Annotated in this window: 16 protein-coding genes; 1 reads left to right on the top strand and 15 read right to left on the bottom strand. The window is 68.2% G+C overall.

All coding sequences use genetic code 11. The features are described from left to right. Nucleotides 1-155 precede the first annotated feature (155 nt). From rpmE to EOW65_RS04390, 11 genes are all read right to left on the bottom strand, one after another. Nucleotides 156-377 (bottom strand): 50S ribosomal protein L31, encoded by a 222-nt coding sequence (gene rpmE, locus EOW65_RS04440; protein ID WP_121533559.1) that lies wholly within the window; start codon nt 375-377, stop codon nt 156-158. An 11-nt stretch (nt 378-388) separates the two neighbouring features. Continuing rightward, the gene (gene rplS / locus EOW65_RS04435) at nt 389-760 is read right to left on the bottom strand and encodes a 50S ribosomal protein L19 (protein WP_128147789.1); all 372 of its coding nucleotides are present in this window, start codon (nt 758-760) and stop codon (nt 389-391) included. A gap of 297 nt (nt 761-1,057) precedes the next feature. After that, the gene (locus tag EOW65_RS04430; protein WP_240664505.1) at nt 1,058-1,477 is read right to left on the bottom strand and encodes a VOC family protein; all 420 of its coding nucleotides are present in this window, start codon (nt 1,475-1,477) and stop codon (nt 1,058-1,060) included. Between the two features lie 118 nt (nt 1,478-1,595). Then, nucleotides 1,596-2,510 carry a tRNA (guanosine(37)-N1)-methyltransferase TrmD gene (gene trmD / locus EOW65_RS04425; RefSeq protein ID WP_128147787.1) on the bottom strand — a complete coding sequence of 305 codons (915 nt, stop codon included), beginning with the start codon at nt 2,508-2,510 and terminating at the stop codon, nt 1,596-1,598. After that, on the bottom strand, nt 2,507-3,316 hold the full coding sequence (locus EOW65_RS04420) for a hypothetical protein (RefSeq protein WP_128147786.1): 810 nt from the start codon (nt 3,314-3,316) through the stop codon (nt 2,507-2,509). Before EOW65_RS04420 ends, trmD begins: the two co-directional genes overlap by 4 nt. Beyond that, entirely contained in the window at nt 3,313-3,822 is a 510-nt protein-coding gene (gene rimM, locus EOW65_RS04415; RefSeq protein WP_128147785.1) for a ribosome maturation factor RimM, read from the bottom strand. The genes EOW65_RS04420 and rimM overlap by 4 nt, the downstream gene beginning before the upstream one ends. Before the next feature lie 78 nt (nt 3,823-3,900). Continuing rightward, entirely contained in the window at nt 3,901-4,254 is a 354-nt protein-coding gene (gene rpsP / locus EOW65_RS04410; protein WP_113899889.1) for a 30S ribosomal protein S16, read from the bottom strand. Between the two features lie 42 nt (nt 4,255-4,296). Next, nucleotides 4,297-4,593 carry a chorismate mutase gene (locus EOW65_RS04405; protein ID WP_128147784.1) on the bottom strand — a complete coding sequence of 99 codons (297 nt, stop codon included), beginning with the start codon at nt 4,591-4,593 and terminating at the stop codon, nt 4,297-4,299. Continuing rightward, a complete protein-coding gene (locus tag EOW65_RS04400) occupies nt 4,590-5,129 on the bottom strand; it encodes a GNAT family N-acetyltransferase (protein WP_128147783.1) in 540 nt (179 codons plus the stop codon). The genes EOW65_RS04405 and EOW65_RS04400 overlap by 4 nt, the downstream gene beginning before the upstream one ends. Further along, a complete protein-coding gene (gene ffh, locus EOW65_RS04395; RefSeq protein ID WP_121533737.1) occupies nt 5,126-6,631 on the bottom strand; it encodes a signal recognition particle protein in 1,506 nt (501 codons plus the stop codon). Before ffh ends, EOW65_RS04400 begins: the two co-directional genes overlap by 4 nt. A 256-nt stretch (nt 6,632-6,887) precedes the next feature. Then, nucleotides 6,888-7,460: an FMN-dependent NADH-azoreductase gene (locus tag EOW65_RS04390; protein WP_128147782.1), complete on the bottom strand. Its 573-nt coding sequence runs from the start codon at nt 7,458-7,460 to the stop codon at nt 6,888-6,890. Between the two features lie 99 nt (nt 7,461-7,559). On the opposite strand from EOW65_RS04390, the gene EOW65_RS04385 reads away from it, so the two are divergent. Further along, complete coding sequence (locus EOW65_RS04385; protein ID WP_128147781.1) at nt 7,560-8,462, top strand: LysR family transcriptional regulator; 903 nt, start codon at nt 7,560-7,562, stop codon at nt 8,460-8,462. On the opposite strand, the gene EOW65_RS04380 is transcribed toward EOW65_RS04385, so the two are convergent. Genes EOW65_RS04380 through EOW65_RS04365 form a run of 4 tightly spaced genes read right to left on the bottom strand, consistent with a single transcriptional unit; the run spans nt 8,463 to nt 13,380 of the window. Next, entirely contained in the window at nt 8,463-9,710 is a 1,248-nt protein-coding gene (locus EOW65_RS04380) for an OpgC family protein (protein ID WP_128147780.1), read from the bottom strand. Next, nucleotides 9,703-11,502 (bottom strand): glucans biosynthesis glucosyltransferase MdoH, encoded by a 1,800-nt coding sequence (gene mdoH, locus EOW65_RS04375; protein WP_128147779.1) that lies wholly within the window; start codon nt 11,500-11,502, stop codon nt 9,703-9,705. Before mdoH ends, EOW65_RS04380 begins: the two co-directional genes overlap by 8 nt. A gap of 4 nt (nt 11,503-11,506) precedes the next feature. Next, nucleotides 11,507-11,722: a hypothetical protein gene (locus EOW65_RS04370; RefSeq protein WP_128147778.1), complete on the bottom strand. Its 216-nt coding sequence runs from the start codon at nt 11,720-11,722 to the stop codon at nt 11,507-11,509. After that, nucleotides 11,719-13,380 carry a glucan biosynthesis protein gene (locus EOW65_RS04365; RefSeq protein WP_128147777.1) on the bottom strand — a complete coding sequence of 554 codons (1,662 nt, stop codon included), beginning with the start codon at nt 13,378-13,380 and terminating at the stop codon, nt 11,719-11,721. The genes EOW65_RS04370 and EOW65_RS04365 overlap by 4 nt, the downstream gene beginning before the upstream one ends. Nucleotides 13,381-13,564: the final 184 nt, after the last annotated feature.

Raw genomic sequence — 13,564 nt, 5'->3', positions numbered from 1 at the left:
CAGGGCGCTTATGGTCAGAATCGGGCTAACCAAGGTTCCGCTCTGGCGCAAGGGGATGTTGGCGAATGTGCCGGGCCGTGGCGCCGCTGCCCGCGCCGGGGCCATGAAAAAGGGCGCCGCAAGGGCGCCCTTTCCGGTTCCGCAAGCGGCGGGGCTCAGAAGCCCAGACCGGCGTACTTGTTCTTGAACTTCGACACGCGGCCGCCGGTGTCCATCAGACGGGCGTTGCCGCCGGTCCAGGCCGGGTGCGAGGTCGGGTCGATGTCGAGCGACATGACTTCGCCTTCCTTGCCCCAGGTCGACCGGGTCTGATACTCGGTGCCGTCGGTCATCTTGACGGTGATGAAGTGGTATTCGGGATGGATTTCGGCTTTCATCGGTCCGCTCCTCAGGCCTTGGCTTTGTAGGTGGTGTCTTCGGCGATACGGGCCGATTTGCCGCGACGCGAACGCAGGTAGTACAGCTTCGCACGACGCACACGGCCGCGACGGACGACCTCGATCGAGTCGATGTTGGTCGAGTAGAGCGGGAACACGCGCTCGACGCCTTCGCCGAAGGAGATCTTGCGCACGGTGAACGAGGCCGCGAGGGTCGAGCCGCCCTTGCGCGAGATGCAGACGCCTTCGTACATCTGCACGCGGGTGCGGGTGCCTTCGGTCACCTTGAAGCCGACGCGAACGGTGTCGCCAGCCTTGAAATCCGGGATGGTCTTGCCGAGGGCGGCGATCTGTTCCGCCTCGAGTTGCGCGATCAGGTTCATCGCATGTCCTTTCGTTGCCTGCGGTAAGCCCGCAAAGATGTCGCGCCCGAGAGCTCCGGTCTTCGATCGGGTCCGGGCCTTTGGAAAGGCGCGCCCGCCGGAGGATCGTTCGTCTTTTTCAGCCTCCCCCCGGCGCCCCACGCGACCGCCGAAGCAGGCGGCCACAGGCAACGGGCAAAGGGTCCGTGGGCCGATTCCGGTCCGGACCGGCGCGTCATACGGTCAAATGCCCAACGGATCAAGGGGGAAGTGGTGGCGGGGGGCGCGTCCCGTCCGGGTTGCGCGACCACTGCCGCCTCAGATCTCGATCACCACAGATGGCGCGCTGCGTCGGGCTTCGCCCTGATAGACCGCCTCGATGTTGTTGCCATCGGGATCGAGGACGAAGGCCGCATAATATGCGGGATGGTAGGGGCGCAGCCCGGGGGCGCCGTTGTCGCGCCCGCCATGGGCGAGGGCGGTGCGGTGGAAGGCATCGACGGTGGCGCGGTCCTTCGCTTGGAAGGCCAGGTGCTGGCGCCCGGTCAGAACGCCCGAGGCGGTCGGACTGTCGAGCGCCGACACCACCAGCTCATCGGCGAAGAAACAGCCCGCGCCGGTGTCGGTCACCGCGATCCCGAGCTCGCCCAGAACCGCCCTGTAGAACTCGGCACTCGCCGCAAGGTCGCGGACCACAAGCTGGACGTGATCGAAAAGCCGGCCGCGCTGCAATCGAATGGGGCTCATACTGTCCTCCCTCGGGAAATCGGGCGCGCACGCCCCCCATTCATCTTGCCCCAAATACCTCGGCGGGGCAGAGCCCCCGCGCGACCGGTCCCGCGCGTGCCGTGTGGCATCACTTGCCGAACTTCTCCCACAGGTCGGGCCGCCGCGCCCTGGTCAGCGCCTCGCTCATCGCGCGCCGCCACTCGGCGATCTTCTTGTGATTGCCCGAGGTCAGCACCTCGGGGATCGTGCGCCCCTCCCATTCGGCAGGGCGGGTGTATTGCGGATGCTCCAGCAGCCCGTTCGAATGACTTTCCTCGACCGCGCTTTCGGCATTGCCCAGCACCCCCGGGCGCAGCCGCACGATGGCGTCGAGGATCACCTGCGCCGCCAGCTCGCCGCCGGTGAGGACGAAATCGCCGATCGAGACCTCCTCGATCGCGTAATGCTCCAGCACCCGCTCGTCGACGCCCTCGAAGCGGCCGCACAGGATGGTCATCCCCTCGGCCGCGGCGAAACGGCGCGCGTCGGCCTGGGTGAAGGGCTTGCCGCGCGGGCTCATGAAGATCACCGGCCATTTCTTGCGGTCCGCGGGCGTGCCCGCCGCCGCGGTATCAAGCGCTGCCGCCACCACATCGGCGCGCAGCACCATGCCCGCGCCACCGCCGGCGGGCGTGTCGTCGACATTGCGGTGCTTGCCGATGCCGAAGGGGCGCAGATCGATGGTTTCGAGCGACCACAGCCGCTCGGTCATCGCCTTGCCGGTCAGGCTGAGGCCCAGAACGCCCGGGAAGGCCTCGGGGAAGAGGGTGACGACCTTCGCACGCCAGCCGGCGGCGGGTTCGGCCTGTTCTTCCATCAGGTCGCGCGGGCGCAGCTTGCCACCGGCAAGCGAGGTGACGACATGACGCCGGCCGATCGCGCGGGTGGGGACGTCCGCCGGCACCTCGGCCTCGGCCAGATAGCTCGTCGAGTATTTCTCGGCGCCCTTGCCGACGCGGCGGGGGGCGGGCGGGGTGTCGGGGGCGTCGGTCTCGTCGCTCATGGCGTTTCCTTCGATGCCGGCTTCGGGGCCGGGGCGAGCACCGCGGCCTTGCGTTTGCGCGCCTCTGCCGGCGGGAAGCGGCGGTTGATCTGGGCGAGGCGGTTCGCCAGTTTCGTCGGATCGGCGCGGCGGGGGCGGCCGTTGCGCCGATCCTGCGCCCGGAACCCGCTGCGGGCGGGCTCGGGCAGGCCCATCAGGTCGAGCAGGGGCGTGATCGGGCCCTGTGCCATCAGCGTCGAGACCTCGATCGGCACGGCCCGAACCGGGGCCGAGGTCGCCTCGGCAATCGCGGCGGCGATCGTGTCGAGCGCCGCCGCCCCGGCCATCCGGGCGCAGAACTCCGCACACCCCTCGGTGAGCGTGCCGGTGCGCACATGCTGCCAATGCACGCTTTCCAGCCAGGGCTGCGCCGACCGGGTCGAGAGATAGAATTGCAGATCGAGGCTGGCGCCGAAGATCTTGCGCGCAGTCGTGGCAAGGGCCGCCATCAGTGCCGGCGCGGCGGAATAATCCTCGATCCCGGGGCGGCCGGGCATATGGCCGCACAGCCCCTCGCAGGAGATCACCACCCCGGGCGCTCCGAGCTGGGCCTCCAGCACATCGGCCATCGCGGCCTGAAACAGGCCGAGATCAAGCGGCGACCGCGGGCCGCAATAGGCCCGTGCGGCGGCGGGTGCATCCAGCAGATCGTCGCGCAGAAGCACCATCCAGTCGGGCGCCAGCACCGCGCGGGCCTCGGCCAGCTGGGTCTGCACGGTCGTCGTTGCGGTCTTGTGAAAGCCCGGATGGACGATCAGCCGCGTCATTCCAGTTCCTCGGGCGGGTCGGCGATGATCCGGCCGGCCTTGAGATCGACGGTGGGCACCACGGCGCGGGTGAAGGGCAGCATCAGCGTCGTCTTGCGCCCGGGCGCGAAGATCTCGAGGATGTCGCCGGCGCCGAAGTTCTGCACCGCGCGGACCTTGCCGATCTGCACCCCGCCCGCGTCGAAGACCGGCAGGCCGATCAGGTCGGTGTGGTAGAATTCGTCATCGGGCAGCGAGGGCAGGCGGTCGCGGTCGGCCCAGAGCGTCGCACCCTTCAGCGCGTCGACCTCTTCCTTGGTCGCCAGCCCCGCCAGCCGCGCGCCCAGCCCGCCCGTCACCGGGCGCGTCAGCTTGACCGTGAAGCTGCGCGTGCCGTCCTCGAGCCAGAGCGGCCCGTAGGTGGCGATGTCCTCGGGGGTCGAGCAAAAGCTCTTCAGCCGCGCCTCGCCCTTCACGCCGAAGGCTCCGGCGATGGCGCCGACACAGACGCGATCCTCTTTCGTCATCGGGGGCCTCCTTGTGCAACGGGCCGGGCATCGCTGCCCGGCCCGCCTGTCTTAGCCGAAATCGGGCCTTGGGCCAGATTATTCTTCGGCCGGAGCGGCAGCCTTGGCGGCCTTCTCCTCGGCGCGCTTCTTCGCCTTGTCGCCGGGCTCGGCCTTCTTCATGTTCTTGCGCTCGGTCTTCGCGACGACGCCGGCGGCTTCCAGGAAGCGGGCCACGCGGTCGGTCGGCTGGGCGCCCTGGGCGAGCCAGTACTGCACGCGCTCCATGTCCATCTTGACGCGGTCTTCGCTGTCCTTGGCGAGCAGCGGATTGTAGGTGCCGAGCTTCTCGAGGAAGCGGCCGTCACGCGGCATGCGCGAGTCGGTGGCGACGATCGCGTAGTGCGGGCGCTTCTTCGAGCCGCCGCGGGCGAGCCGGATCTTCATAGCCATGGGTGTCTCTCCTTCAGATGGCTGGGGGCGGGCAGATGCCCGTCATTTCTGGAATTGCTCGTGATGCCGGATCACTTCCGAGATCACGAAGGTCAGGAACTTCTTGGCGAATTCGGGGTCGAGATCGGCCTCTTTCGCCAACATTTCGAGCCGCGCGATCTGCTGCGCCTCGCGCGCGGGATCGGCGGGGGGCAGCGCGTGCTCGGCCTTCAGCCGGCCCACCGATTGCGTGTGCTTGAACCGCTCGGCCAGGGTGAAGACGAGGATCGCGTCGAGCCGGTCGATCGAGGCGCGATGCCCCTTCAGCAGTTCGGCGGCGCGGGTGATGGCATCGGTCATGCGGCCATCTCCTTCAGCTGGGCGGCCGAGGGGTGACGCCAGACGTTCATCATGCCGTGGCGCTCGTGCTGGAAGGTGCCCTCGAGCACCGCACCAAGGCGCTGTGCCACGCGCGCCGACTGTTCGTTCGCCAGCCGCGTCAGGCTGACCACGCTCGACATGCCGAGGGTGTCATAGGCATAGGCGCGGGCGGCGCGACCGGCTTCGGTCGCATAGCCGCGGCCCTCGAAGCCCTCGTAGAGATCCCAGCCGATTTCCGGGCCGAACCAGCCCTCGGGATTGAAGATGCCGACCATGCCGACGATCTCGCCGCTTGCCTTCTCGACCACGCTCCAGCGGCCATAGCCGCGCAGCGCCCAGTGCCCGATCTCCATCGCGAGCGAGCGCCAGGCCTGCTCGTGCGAGCAGGGGCCGCCGACGAAGCGCGAGCGTTCGGAATCGTAGAAGTCATACATCGCGGGCAGGTCGTCCGTGCCCGGCGCGCGCAGCACCAGACGCTCGGTCTCGATCACCGGGATGTCGAGCAGGATCGTCATTTCTTCTTGCCCATCAGCCCGGACAGGCTGCCCGGCAGGCCCATGCCGCCAAGCCCCGGCATCGACGGCAGGCCCTTCATCTGGCCAAGCGCCTTCGCCGCCTCTTCCATCTTCGCAGGGTCCATGTCGCCGGCGTCGGGAAGCCCGCCCATTTTGCCCTGCATCGCGGCCATCGCCTGCTTCAGCATGCCGCCCTTGCCCATCTTGCCGAGCTTCTTCATCGTGTCGGCCATCTGCCGGTGCATCTTCAGCAGCCGGTTCAGCTCGGCCACGTCAAGGCCGGCGCCGGCGGCGATGCGCTTCTTGCGGCTGGCCTGCAGCATCTCGGGATGGGCGCGTTCCTGCTTGGTCATGGCGCTGATCAGCGCGATCTGGCGGCGGATGGCGCGGTCGGAGAAGCCGGCTTCCTCGGCCTGCTTCGCCATCTTGCCCATGCCCGGCATCATCTGCATCACGCCCTGCATGCCGCCCATCTTCAGCATCTGCTCGAGCTGGGACTTCATGTCGTTCATGTTGAAGAGGCCCTTCTGGAACCGCTTCATCATGCGTTCGGCCTGCTCCTTCTCGAAGACCTCCTGGGCCTTCTCGACGAGCGCGACGATGTCGCCCATGCCGAGGATGCGGCCGGCGATGCGCTCGGCCTCGAAGGTCTCGAGCGCATCCATCTTCTCGCCGAGGCCGACGAAGCGAATGGGCTTGCCGGTCACGGCGCGCATCGACAGCGCCGCACCGCCGCGGCCGTCGCCGTCCATCCGGGTCAGCACGACGCCGGAGATGCCGACCTTGTCCTCGAACTCCTGCGCGACCTCGACCGCGACCTGGCCGGTGAGGCCGTCGACGACCAGAAGGGTCTCGCGCGGGGAAACCGCGTCGCGGACCTGCTGCACCTCGCCCATCAGGACTTCGTCGATGTGCAGGCGGCCCGCGGTGTCGAGCAGGTAGACGTCATAGCCACCGAGCGTCGCCTGCTGCTTGGCGCGCTTGGCGATCTGCACGGCGCTTTCGCCCTGCACGATCGGCAGGGTGTCGACGCCGATCTGGGTGCCGAGGATGGCGAGCTGCTCCATTGCCGCCGGGCGGTAGATGTCGAGCGAGGCCATCAGCACGCGCTTCTTCTCGCGCTCCTTCAGGCGGCGGGCGAGTTTTGCGGTGGTGGTGGTCTTGCCCGAGCCCTGCAGACCGACCATCAGGATCGGCGCCGGAGGGTTGTCGATCTTCAGCGCATCGGCCGGGCCCTCGCCCGACAGCATGGCGATGATCTCGTCATGGACGATCTTCACCACCTGCTGGCCGGGGGTGACCGATTTCGTCACCGCGGCGCCGGTGGCCTTGCCCTCGACGCGCTTGACGAAGTCGCGCACCACCGGCAGCGACACGTCGGCCTCGAGCAGCGCGGTGCGGACCTCGCGCAGCGCGGTGCGCACGTCGTCGGCCGAGAGCGCGCCCTGTTTCGTCAGGCGCTCGAAGACGCCGCCAAGGCGCTCGGAGAGATTCTCGAACATGGCCACCTCCATGCGGGGCACCGGCAGGCCGGCACGACAAACGACAAGCGCACCAGTGGGCGCAACGCGCTGACTGGTGGCGATCCCCGCCTCATGCGGGGACCGGAGGAATCTGCCTCCGGGGAATCTGGGGCCTTCTAGGCGAAAAGCCCCCCGGAGTCAACCGAGGGGCCTCGAGCCGGTTGGGAGAACCGGCAGGTCCACCGCGTCCCGATCCCGCGCAGAGCACGAAGCCGGGTGGGGCGCGGCGACCGAATCAGGCGGCGAGCGTTGCGATCTGCGCATCGGCGCGGGCGAGCGCCGCGGCCTCGTCGACCGCCACGCCTTCGGCGGCGACGACGGTCACATCGGTGATGCCGATGAAGCCCAGAACCTGCTTGATGTAGGGGGTGGCGAAGTCATAGCCCGACCCGGCCGGCACGCCGCCCGAGGAATAGGCCACGATCACGCGCTTGGCACCGGCCAGGCCCTCGGGGCCGGCTTCGGTGTAGCGGAAGGTCTCGCCGACGCGGCAGACCATGTCGATCCAGTGCTTGAGCGGGCCGGTGACGCCGAAGTTGTAGACGCCGCAGCCGATGACGACGGTGTCGGCGGCCTTCAGTTCGGCGATCAGCGCGTCGGAGAGGGCAAGCGCGGCCTTCTGCGCGTCGGTGCGGTTCTCGGCCGGGGTGTAGGCGGCGCCGATCCAGGTGCCGTCGATCGCCGGGATCGTGGTGCAGTCGCGCACGGTCACGTCGCCGCCGACCTTGGCAATCACTTTCTGGGCGATCTTGTGCGAGACCGACATCGGCCCCTTGATGGAGGTTTCAAGAAGCAGGGTCTTGGTCATGAGGAGGACTCCGGGTGTTTGCTGTTGCAGCAAAGAAATGCCCTTGCGCCCGTGAACTCAATTGTCATGATTGCGCAATGAGTGTTCGCGGGTGAACAGATGAATTTCGACAATTGGGACGAGATCCGCACTGCCTATCAGGTCGCGCGGGTGGGCACCGTATCCGGTGCGGCCGAGGTGCTGGGCGTGCACCATGCAACGGTGATCCGCCATGTCGATGCGCTCGAGGAGCGGCTTGGCACCAAGCTGTTCCAGCGCCACCCGCGCGGCTATACGCCGACCGAGGCGGGGCTGCAGCTGCTGGCCGTGGGCCAGGCGACCGAGGATCAGTTCTCGCAGCTTGCCGCGCGTATCGCCGGGGCGGGGGAGGAGGTCTCGGGCGAGCTCATCATCACCTCGCTGCCGACGCTGACCGGGATCGTGCTGCCGGCGCTTGCCCAGCTGATGATCGACCATCCGGGGCTGCGGCTGCGCTATCTGACCGATCAGCGGGTGTTCCGTCTGGAATATGGCGAGGCGCATGTGGCGATCCGCGCCGGCGGTCGCCCGACCGAGCCCGACAACGTGGTGCAGCCGCTCGGCGTCAACCGCGTCGCGCTCTATGCCTCCGAGGATTACCTGAAGCGTATGGGCCGGCCCGCGTCGATCGACGATCTTGCCGGGCACCGCTTCGTCGGGGCCGAGAACCGCGAGAGCCGGGCGCCGTTCTTCCGCTGGCTTGCGGCGAACCAGCCGGCGGATTCGGTGGTGTTCATGGCGAACGATCCGGAGAGTCAGGCGGCGGCGGTGCGCGATGGCATGGGGCTTGGGTTCCTGCCGGTGATCGAGGCGCGGCGCGATCCTCGGGTGATCGAGGTGATCGCGCCGATCCCGGAGTGGGAATCCTCGCTTTGGCTGGTGACCCATGTCGACCTGCACCGCACGCCCAAGGTGCAGGCGGTGCTGAAGGCGCTGAAGACCGTGGCGGCAAGCTGCGGCGCGCTGGACGCGCCGCAGGGCTGATCAGCGGGCGGCAGCGGCATACTGCGGCTTGCCGTCGGCCGTCGCGGCCGCCGCGCCCGGTGCATGGGGAGCGGCGTGGCGGGCGTGCAGCGCCTCGGCCCGGGCCTTGTCGGATTGCCTGATCCGGTCGCGGATCCCGGCAAAGGCCCACAGGATCGCCAGCCCGCCGAGGATCAGCACGCTGTCCTGCCCGAAGCCCGCCGGATGCACCTGCTTCACCGCCTGCGAGAAGATCGCAAGCACGGTGCTCGCCGCAAACACCTGCAGACCGTGCCGGCCGAGCAGCCGCACCGGCGCCATCGCCTTCGAGGCGGCAAAGCGCGGCACGCCCCAGGGCAGCGACAGCAGATAGGCGAGCGCGATGAAATGCGCGAACCGCGGCAGCGAAACATAGGTCTTGTCGAACTCGACCAGGAAGAACGGCACGCCGAGGTCGCGCAGGTGGTGCACATACTCGCCGACGCCGGCCTTGATCGTCTCCGACTTCACCCAGACCAGGCAGATCGCCACCCAGATCGCGGCGACCCAGATCAGCCAGCCCTTCAGCGGGGCGAAGCGGTGGCCGTGGCGCAGCGCCAGCCCGGTGAGGATGCCGAAGGAGAAGATCATCTGCCAGGAGAAGGGGTTGAAGAACCAGCCCCCCTCCTGCGGGAAGTTCGGCAGGTCGAAGCGGAAGAGGCCGCTGAGCGCCCAGAAGCCGATGCTGAACAGCAGCAACAGCAGCGGGTTGCGCTGCCCGAGCCGGATCAGGAAGGGCGCGCCCAGCATCAGCACCGCATACATCGGCAGGATGTTGACGTAGCCGAGCTGATGGCCCAGCGTGGCGATGCCGATCATGAAGGCGAGCGGATCGCTGCCCATCACCTGATAGCCCTGCTGCTCGAGCATCGCGGTGCCGCCGAACCACAGCGCCGCGCCCGAGACGATGGCGATTGCCCAGATCGTGGTGAACATGTGGGTGAGATAAAGCGTCCAGGACCGGCCCCAGCCCTTTCGGACGGCGGCCCAGTTCAGTCCCTGCTTCATCTTCGGCCCATAGGCCAGCGCGGCGGCGCAGCCGGACATGAAGACGAAGCCCTCGGCGGCGTCGGACAGGCCGAAGTTGCGCGAGGTGAAGTTCTCGTACACCGTGCCCGGCACGTGGTTGATGTAGATCATCAGCAGGCTGAGCCCGCGGAAGAAATCAAGACGGGGATCGCGCGCGCCCACGGGCAGCGCCGACCCCGCAGCGGGGGACAGTTTAGGCATGGGTCTTCTCCGGCGCCACGGCCGGGGCGGCCGGCGCGTCTTCGGGGATGAGCGCGGCGGTCCAGCGCTCGAGAATCTGGTCGTGCAGCACCATCACCGGGGCCGGCGCATATTCGGTGGGCACGCCCATCAGCCGCCCCTTCGATGGCAGCGAGGACCAGCGCAGCAGCGCCGGGGCGAAGATCATCGGCACGCCAACGGGCAGCAGCCACAACAGCAGCCCGGGCGCGAAGGCCCAGGTCGCGGCCAGGCCGACGGTGCCGATCGTGACGATCCAGTGCGAGGCCGCAAAGCTTTCGCCAAGCGTCAGGGTGCCGTCGCCGCGGTTGTTGGTGGGCCAGCCGCCATCACGGCCGAGCAGCACCTGAAACACCGAGCGCGTCGCATACATCAGCAGCACCGGCGCGGTGAGCGAGGAGAAGGCCAGCTCGCCCAGCGTCGACAGGAAAGCGAGCCGCGCGCCACCGAAGCCCTTCGCCCGGCCGGTGAAGGCGGCGCGGGTGGCGATCAGGATCTTCGGCAGCAGCAGCAGGCCGAAGATGCCGATCGCGAGCGAGATCGCCTTCGAGGCCTCCGACGGCGGGAAATAGGGGAAGGGCCAGTAGGGGATCGGGAAGTAGTCGGGCGGCGGGGCAAGGATCGGCGCGGCGATCGAGGCGAGGATGAAGCCCAGCCAGAACAGCGGCGCGATATAGGCCATGATGCCCTGCGCGAAGACGAAGCGCGACCAGGCGCGCAGGCCCGGCGCGCCGATGATGCGCGAATGCTGCAGGTTGCCCTGACACCAGCGCCGGTCGCGTTTCGCGTGGTCGACGATGTTCTCGGGGCCTTCCTCGAAGCTGCCGCCGAGGTCGTCGTCAAGCCGCACGATCCAGCCCGCGCGGGCCAGCATCGCGGCCTCGACATAGTCGTGGCTCATCACATGGCCGCCGAAGGGCGGCTTGCCGCGCAGCGCCGGCAGGCCGCAGCTTTCGGCGAAGGCGCGCACGCGCACGATCGCGTTGTGGCCCCAGAACGGGCCGGTCTCACCCTGCATCATCGCAAGGCCGCGCGCGAAGATCGGCGAGAAGAACGAGGCCGAGAACTGCATCGCGCGGCCGAAGCGCGAGCGGGCCCGGATCACCTTCGGCAGGGTCTGCAACAGGCCGAGACGCTCCTCGGCCTCCATCCGGCGGATCATCGACAGGATCGTCGTGCCTTCCATCAGGCTGTCGGCGTCGAGGATCACCGCATAGTCATAGGCGCCGCCGGAGCGGGTGATGAAATCCTCGATATTGCCGGCCTTCTTGCCGACGTTGTTCTCGCGCCGGCGATAGAAGAAGCGGCCCATGCCGTTTCGGTCTTCGACCAGATGCTTGAACAGCACCAGCTCGCGTCGGGCGATGGTCTCGTTTCGGGTGTCGGAGAGGATCGCGAAATGGATCTGCGCCGGGTCGCCCGTCTCGCGCAGCGAGGCTTCCATCGCGGCGACGCGCGAGAAGGTGGCGAGCGGGTCCTCGTTGTAGACCGGCATCAGGATCACGCTGCGGCCACGGATCGGCGCGGCCGGGTCATGGGCAGGCGGATGGGCGAAGGAGGTCAGCCCGATCAGCGCCTGGATCGCGCCCCAGGCAAGCCACAGCGTCGAGATCAGGATCAGCAGCGCGCGCAGGATGTCGAGCGTGTCGAGCCCGTCCGCGTCGCCGAACTGCAGGAACAGCACGAAAGCCCCCAGCCCCGCGACGAGGCTGAGGCCCACGGCCAGCGAGCGCAGGGCATAGAGCCCCGCGCGCGAGATGCTTGTGCGGTTCATTTTGTCAGAGGCCGGCGCCCGCCGACGGCGCCGCGGGGTGATGCGGGATCAGCCCTGAAAGAAGCCTCCGCAGCAGGCCCACACGCGGCTCGATGATCTGCATCGGCATTGCGAGGGGGGCGTTGGGCAGGGCACAGGGGCCCGCGACGAGCTCTGCCGGGCTGAGCGCCTCGGCGGAAACGGAGGAACGGGCCGCTTGCGGTTCGAGAAGTGCGGTCATGCCTTGATCCATTGATAGAGCCAGGTTTCGGTCAGCTTGCGGCCATAACCCGCGATATGGGCGGAAAGTTCCACGGTGGCGCCCGAGGGCGCCTTGACGTCGAGGACGAGCCGCCAGATCCCGTCCTCGGGAATGCGTTGCAGCACCTGCGTCACGATCTCCCCCTTCGAGACCGAGGCGACGATGTTCAGCTTGTCGACCGCCTCCGCCGGGAGATTTTCCAGCAGACCGCCGACAAAGTCGATGACGAACTTGCGGGTGCCATCGGTATTCGCCACGCCCGAGACGCCGCCGGCGCCGGCGCGGGTCTCCAGCACGCGCGCAAGCGCACTGCCGTCGAAGGGCTCGATGTCGCCCCAGCGCAGTCGATAGCGGTATTCGAACGCATCGCCCGCCTTCGCCGGCGCCTCAGGCACCCAGAAGGCGACGATATTGTCGTTGACCTCGAGGTCCGAGGGGATCTCGACCAGCCGCACGGCGCCCTTGCCCCAGTCGCCCAGAGGCTCGACCACGCAGGAGGGGCGGCGCTCGTAAAGTGCGGCAGCATCCTGATAATGATCGAAATTCCGGTCACGCTGATAGAGGCCGAAGCTTTTCGGCGTGGTCTCGGTGAAGTAGCTCGAGGCGAGGCGCGGCGGGTTCGCGAGCGGTCGCCACAGCAGTTCGCCGTCGGCGCGGGTGATGCCCAGCCCGTCGCTGTCATGCACGTTCGGACGATAGTCGTCGAAGTCGGAATGGTTGCGCTCGGCAAAGAGGAACATCGAGGTCAGCGGCGCGATGCCGAGCTGCTCGACATTGTTGCGCAGGAACAGCCGCGCCGTCACCTCCATCACCGTTTCCTCGCCGGGGGTGATGACGAACTGATAGGCGCCGGTGAGCGAGGCACTCTCCATCGCGGCCCAGACGGTGATCGTGCTGCTGCCCGATTCGGGGCGCTGGATCCAGAACCGGGTGAAGCGCGGGAACTCCTCGGCGATCGACATGCCGGTGTTCACCGCCAGCCCCCGCGCCGAGAGCCCATAGGCCGAGCCGCGGCCGAGCGAGCGGAAATAGGAGGCGCCCTGGAAGGCCACCAGCTCGTCGAAGACGTCGGGACGGTTCAGCGGCGTGTGCAGGCGGAAGCCGGCGACGCCGGGCAGTACCGTGTGCTCGGGCACATGGGTGCGGGCCTCGCGCTCATAGATGAAATCGTCGGTGTCGAAGCCCATCAGCCGGGCCTGGTCGCCCGAGACCTCGTAGAGCAGCACCGGTTCCTTGAACAGCCAGCCCATGTGGAAGGCGTGGAGCTGGAAGCGGGTCTCCTCGACATCGGCGAAGCGGGCGCGCTCGGGGTTGAAGCGGATCAGCCGGTAGTCGTCGTAGGTCAGCTGCGACAGGAAGCTGTCGGGCAGTTGCTGCGGCTGGTCGGGCTTCGCCGTCGCCGCGCGCATCTCCTCGGTCAGGCTGTCGAAGCTGAACGGCGCCTGCTGCGGCGCAGCGGGTTCGGCTGGAACCTCGGGGGGGGGCGCCAGGGTGGGCTCGGTCGCCGGAGCTGCGTCCTGGGCCAGCACCGGGCGTGCGAAACCGCCGCTGCAGGCCAGAACGGCCCCGGCGGACAGGGTTCCGAGCAGGCGGCGGCGGGTCACCAGGGCTGGTCTTTGAAGACGACGGGCAGGCATCTATTTTCCAAGGTATCTCAGATAGTTCTTGAGGCCACCCTAGGGCAGCCTCGTTGCCAAATCCTTAGGCATAGTGCCCATAAACTTGCAAGAGAGCATTGCGTCACACAGTCGTCAAAGTCGCGGGTGCGGCGCTGCTGCCGCAGCGGTTCAGCGCATTGTTGCTCAGACCACGCCGGAACCG

It is taken from the genome of Paenirhodobacter ferrireducens (assembly GCF_004022265.1).
Classification (GTDB): domain Bacteria; phylum Pseudomonadota; class Alphaproteobacteria; order Rhodobacterales; family Rhodobacteraceae; genus Rhodobacter; species Rhodobacter ferrireducens.
Note: the sequence above shows the minus strand (reverse complement) of the source record. Positions and strands in the feature narration are given on the sequence as shown.

What these genes read in the sequence shown, in the direction of transcription:
- rpmE (WP_121533559.1), bottom strand. Translation starts at nt 377, where the DNA reads ATGAAAGCCGAAATCCATCCCGAATACCACTTCATCACCGTCAAGATG.
- rplS (WP_128147789.1), bottom strand. Translation starts at nt 760, where the DNA reads ATGAACCTGATCGCGCAACTCGAGGCGGAACAGATCGCCGCCCTCGGC.
- trmD (WP_128147787.1), bottom strand. Translation starts at nt 2,510, where the DNA reads ATGAGCGACGAGACCGACGCCCCCGACACCCCGCCCGCCCCCCGCCGC.
- EOW65_RS04420 (WP_128147786.1), bottom strand. Translation starts at nt 3,316, where the DNA reads ATGACGCGGCTGATCGTCCATCCGGGCTTTCACAAGACCGCAACGACG.
- rimM (WP_128147785.1), bottom strand. Translation starts at nt 3,822, where the DNA reads ATGACGAAAGAGGATCGCGTCTGTGTCGGCGCCATCGCCGGAGCCTTC.
- rpsP (WP_113899889.1), bottom strand. Translation starts at nt 4,254, where the DNA reads ATGGCTATGAAGATCCGGCTCGCCCGCGGCGGCTCGAAGAAGCGCCCG.
- EOW65_RS04405 (WP_128147784.1), bottom strand. Translation starts at nt 4,593, where the DNA reads ATGACCGATGCCATCACCCGCGCCGCCGAACTGCTGAAGGGGCATCGC.
- EOW65_RS04400 (WP_128147783.1), bottom strand. Translation starts at nt 5,129, where the DNA reads ATGACGATCCTGCTCGACATCCCGGTGATCGAGACCGAGCGTCTGGTG.
- ffh (WP_121533737.1), bottom strand. Translation starts at nt 6,631, where the DNA reads ATGTTCGAGAATCTCTCCGAGCGCCTTGGCGGCGTCTTCGAGCGCCTG.
- EOW65_RS04390 (WP_128147782.1), bottom strand. Translation starts at nt 7,460, where the DNA reads ATGACCAAGACCCTGCTTCTTGAAACCTCCATCAAGGGGCCGATGTCG.
- EOW65_RS04385 (WP_128147781.1), top strand. Translation starts at nt 7,560, where the DNA reads ATGAATTTCGACAATTGGGACGAGATCCGCACTGCCTATCAGGTCGCG.
- EOW65_RS04380 (WP_128147780.1), bottom strand. Translation starts at nt 9,710, where the DNA reads ATGCCTAAACTGTCCCCCGCTGCGGGGTCGGCGCTGCCCGTGGGCGCG.
- mdoH (WP_128147779.1), bottom strand. Translation starts at nt 11,502, where the DNA reads ATGAACCGCACAAGCATCTCGCGCGCGGGGCTCTATGCCCTGCGCTCG.
- EOW65_RS04370 (WP_128147778.1), bottom strand. Translation starts at nt 11,722, where the DNA reads ATGACCGCACTTCTCGAACCGCAAGCGGCCCGTTCCTCCGTTTCCGCC.
- EOW65_RS04365 (WP_128147777.1), bottom strand. Translation starts at nt 13,380, where the DNA reads ATGCCTGCCCGTCGTCTTCAAAGACCAGCCCTGGTGACCCGCCGCCGC.